This window comes from Kribbella sp. (assembly GCF_035655035.1).
Lineage (GTDB): Bacteria > Actinomycetota > Actinomycetes > Propionibacteriales > Kribbellaceae > Kribbella.
Genome location: NZ_DASRVN010000467.1, coordinates 1 through 4,251 on the forward strand (window position 1 = coordinate 1; position 4,251 = coordinate 4,251).

At 68.5% G+C, this 4,251-nt stretch carries 5 protein-coding genes; 2 read left to right on the forward strand and 3 right to left on the reverse strand.

What is annotated here, in order from left to right; all coding sequences use genetic code 11:
* Positions 1-298: DUF2000 domain-containing protein (locus VFF46_RS25740; RefSeq protein WP_325039787.1), on the forward strand; the 298-nt coding region annotated here is incomplete at its 5' end.
* 167 nt (positions 299-465) lie between these two features.
* Entirely contained in the window at positions 466-594 is a 129-nt protein-coding gene (locus tag VFF46_RS25745) for a hypothetical protein (protein WP_325039788.1), read from the forward strand.
* A gap of 83 nt (positions 595-677) precedes the next feature.
* Here the strand turns inward: VFF46_RS25745 and VFF46_RS25750 are convergent, their stop codons facing one another.
* From VFF46_RS25750 to VFF46_RS25760, 3 genes are all read right to left on the reverse strand, one after another.
* Positions 678-1,388, reverse strand: coding sequence for a hypothetical protein (locus VFF46_RS25750; protein WP_325039789.1), 711 nt, complete (start codon positions 1,386-1,388; stop codon positions 678-680).
* Between the two features lie 59 nt (positions 1,389-1,447).
* Positions 1,448-2,614: a rod shape-determining protein RodA gene (gene rodA, locus VFF46_RS25755; RefSeq protein WP_325039790.1), complete on the reverse strand. Its 1,167-nt coding sequence runs from the start codon at positions 2,612-2,614 to the stop codon at positions 1,448-1,450.
* Between the two features lie 10 nt (positions 2,615-2,624).
* Positions 2,625-4,251, reverse strand: a 1,627-nt coding sequence (locus VFF46_RS25760; RefSeq protein ID WP_325039791.1) for a penicillin-binding transpeptidase domain-containing protein, incomplete at its 5' end; no start/stop codon positions are given.

Consider the following 4,251-nt stretch of genomic DNA (forward strand, 5'->3'; position numbering starts at 1 on the left):
CACGGTCGGCCCGGACACCGCGGATGCCGCCGGTACGCCGCACACCGGGATGTGCGCGTACCCGATCCCGATCCTCCGTGCCGACGACCTCCGGACGCTCCGGGCCCAGGCCGCCGCCCGCGGCGACGTCACGATCCACGACATGCACCAGGTCGCGCAGCAGGCCCGTACCTACGAGCAGATGGCCGGCACGCTGGCCGGGACCAAGCCCGAGGACATCCAGTACCTCGGCCTCGCGCTCTACGGCCCACGCCGGTCGATCGACTCGCTCACCGGGGCACTACCCCTCTACCGCTGACAGCTTCGCGGGGTTGGCCTGCACCCGGATCCGGGCGATCGCGTAGCGGTCGGACTCCAGCGTCAGCAGATGACGGTTGCCCCGGACAACTATCACCAACCCCGGCGCGCGCCAGTAACACCCGACCAGCTGGTCACGATCAACAAACCAGACGAAGGGGGGCAATTGTGAGCATCGTCGTAGCGCTGATCAACGGGATGATCAGGCTGATCGTGGTGGCGCCGAACCTGGCGTTCAAGCTGGTCAAGGAGCTCGTCCGTCAGATCGAGCGGGCCTCGCGACGCAAGCGCAAGTAGCTGCCGACCATCTGCGGGTCGGACATGCTCCAGTCCCACCCGCAGAACCTAGTGCTATCTGACAGCCGTCGATGTCGCTGCGGTCACGCGGGCTTGAGGACCTGGCGGGCCTTCGTGACTGCGGCCTCGGTCGCGGGGTCCAGTTCGCCGCCCTGGCCGGCGAGTACACCGACCGAGAGGATCACGTCGCCGACGCCGGTGACGACCGCGGCGTACTCGAGGCCGCGCTTCGGGCCACTCGTGCCGGTCAGCTGGAACGCGAAGGGCTTCGTGCCGTACGCCGGGGCGGTGATCGCCTCGACCTTCATCGACGTGTTGCCGGAGCCGGCGGTCTTCAGCGTCACCTTCGGACAGTCGTCGACTGCCTTCGCGTACGACTCGCGGAGATCCCTGACCTCGTCGGCGGTACCCAGCGAGTCCAGGCCGTAGTCGATGTACGGGCCCTCCTGGCCGCCGGTGAACGTGCGCGACGCGGTGGCCTTCGACCCCGGCGCCTTGCTCGCGTTCAGGTACTTCACGAGTGGCTTGCAGCGGCTGGTCGGCGCGGAGAACGGCTTCGAGCCGTCGTCCTCGCTTTTGTCCAGCGAGAACCCGCTGGGCAGGTCGGTCAGCTGCAGCAGCGCCCCGGTCAGCTCCGTGTCCGTCCGCGTCACCGGCCCGGCGGGCGTCGTCGGTGCCGCACTCGGAGTACTCGGATTCAGAGTGGCGGGTGGCGCCGCGTCCTTCTTGCCGCTCCCGCCACAGGCGGTCAAGGACAACGCGAGGACGGCTGAGAGCGCGACAAACCTGTTCATGGGCCTTCCGAAGGGCTCTGGGCGGGGCCGAGCAGGCAGCAGCGTACCTGACCGGGCAGTCAGTACCGGTGCGACCTCAGATGGATGTTCTGCAACAGGCCGACGGCCAGCAGGCAGGCGAACATCGACGACCCGCCGTACGACACGAACGGCAGCGGCAGGCCGGTGACCGGCATGATGCCGAGCGTCATCCCGATGTTCTCGAACGCCTGGAACGCGAACCAGCAGACGATCCCGGTCGCCACCAGCCGGCCGAACGCGTCCCGCGCGTTCACCGCGATCCGCAGCCCGCGGATCAGGATGATCGCGAACAGCACGATGATCGCGCCGGCGCCGATCAGCCCGAGTTCCTCCCCCGCGACCGTGAACACGAAGTCGGTGTGCTGCTCGGGGACGAACCCGTTCTGCGTCTGGCCGCCGTGGAACAGGCCCTGCCCGAAGACGCCGCCGTTCCCGATCGCGATCCGCGCCTGGTTCACGTTGTACCCGATGCCCTGCGGGTCCGACGACGGGTGCATGAACGCGGTGAAGCGGTCGATCTGGTACCGCTTCAGGACGTGCGTGCTGATCGCGATCGCCGCGACCACGACCCCCGTGGTCAGCAGTGCGAGCATCCAGCGTTTCGGTACGCCGGACACCGCGATGATCCCGAACACGATCGACCCGAGCACCATCACCGTGCCGAGGTCCGGCTGCAGCATCACCAGCACCACCGGGACCGCGGCGACCGCGACGGCCTGCGCGACGTCGAGCGTCCGGGCGTCCTCGCGGCGGTCGGTCTCGCTCTTCTCCGCGATCAGCAGCGCCATCCCGACGATCACCGCGAGCTTGGCGAACTCGCTCGGCTGGACCGACATGAACGGCAGCAGGATCCAGGACCGCGAGCCGTTGATGGTGGCCCCGATCCCGGGCACCAGCACCAGGATCAGCCCGAGGATCGAGCCGGCGTACAGCACCGGGGCGAGAATCCGGACCCGGCGGTGGTCGGTGATCGCGGCGCCGACCGCGAGCACCAGGCCGATCGCGAAGTTGATCGCGTGCCGGATCAGGTACGCGTCCGGCTTGCCGCCGGTGAGCGCCGTCTTGTTGTGGGTCGCGGACCAGACCAGCAGCGCGCCGAGGAACGACAGCGCGACCACGCCGAACACCAGCACCCAGTCGATCTGCCACACGGTCGAGCGCCGGTCCACCCGCGGCCGGGACCGGATCGGCGTCAGCAGTGCCATACCCGCCCTCTCAATGCTTCGGCCCGTTGCCAGGCGGCGGTGTGCCGGGCGTGATGTTGTACAGCGTCTCGTAGATCTTGCGGACCGCTTCACCGCCGGCGCCCGAACCGGTACCGGCCTGGCTGATCATCATCACCACGGCGTACCGATCGGTGTACGACGCCAGCCACGACGTGGTCTGCTTGCCGTAGACCTCGGCCGTACCGGTCTTGGCGCGGACCGGGATCTTGGCCAGCGGGAAGCCCTGGAACTTCCACGCCGCCGTACCCGAGATCGTGGTCTGCTTGAGCGCGTTGTCGATGTACTTCAGGTTGCTCGCCGAGACCGGGAGCCTGGTCTTCACGGCCGGCTTGATCTCGTGCGGCTTGCCGTTGGCGCCGACCCAGGACTGCACCACCCGCGGCTCGAACACGGTGCCGCCGTTCGACAGCGCCGAGTACACGGTCGCGAGCTGCAGCGGGGTGACCGTGGTGTCGCCCTGGCCGATCGCGAAGTTCACCGCGTCACCGGCGCGGTACTTGTACCCGTCGACGCAGAACTCGCGGGAGAACTGCTTCAGGAACGTGGACGTCCCGGCCGGTGGGCTGTTCGCGATCTTGCAGTAGTAGTCCTTCATCGAGTCGTAGTACGTCTTCTTCCACTTCCGGTCCGCGATCCGGCCGCTCGCCTCGCCGGGCAGATCGACACCGGTCGGCGTCCCCAGACCGAACTTCTGCGCCATCTCGACCAGCGGGTCGTGGGTGTTGACGTCGCTGGAGTTGCCACCCTCCTTGAGCCAGAGCGCGTACGCGATCCGGTAGAAGAACGTGTCGCAGGACAGCGCCAGCGCCTGGTCGAACCCGATCATCCCGCGCGACGCCGACTCGTAGTTCTTGAACTTGCGGTTGCCGACCTGGAAGTACGCCGAACAGTCGAGGCGCGTCTTCGGGCTGTACCCGGCGCCCAGCGCGGCCGACGTGGTGATCGGCTTGAACGTCGACCCCGGCGCCAGCTGCGCCTGCAACGCGCGCGACACCAGCGGGGTCCCGGACTTCGCCGAGTACAACGCATCCAGCTCGCGCTGGCTGATCCCGCCGACCCACACGCCCGGGTCGTACGTCGGGTAGCTGGCCATCGCGACCACCCGGCCGGTCTTGGTGTCCATCACGACCGCGGCGCCGGAGTCCGCGACGTACTTCTTGTGCGTGACCGGGTCGGTCTGCTTCCGCGCGGTCATGATCGCGTTCGTCAGCTGGGTCTCGACGGCCGCCTGGATCCGGGAGTCGATCGAGCTGACCAGCGTCGCGCCGGGGACCGGAGCGGTCTGCTTCTGGATGCCGGTGGTGTACCCGACCGCGTCGACGATCACGTCCTTCTCGCCGGGCGTGCCGCGCAGCAACTTGTCGTACGAGCGCTCGATACCGGCCCGGCCGACCAGGTCCGAGCGGTGCGGGACCGAGTCCTGCCCGGCCTTGTCCATCGCCTCGAGCTCTTCGGTGGTGATCGGCGACAGGTACCCGAGGATGTGCGCGGCGTTCACCTTGAACGGCTCCGGGTACGCCCGCAGGGTCTGCGAGTCGGCGGAGACCCCGGGGAAGTCCTCGCGGCGCTCCATCACCTCGATCGCGACCTGCTCGCTGACGTCCTTCGCGACCGGG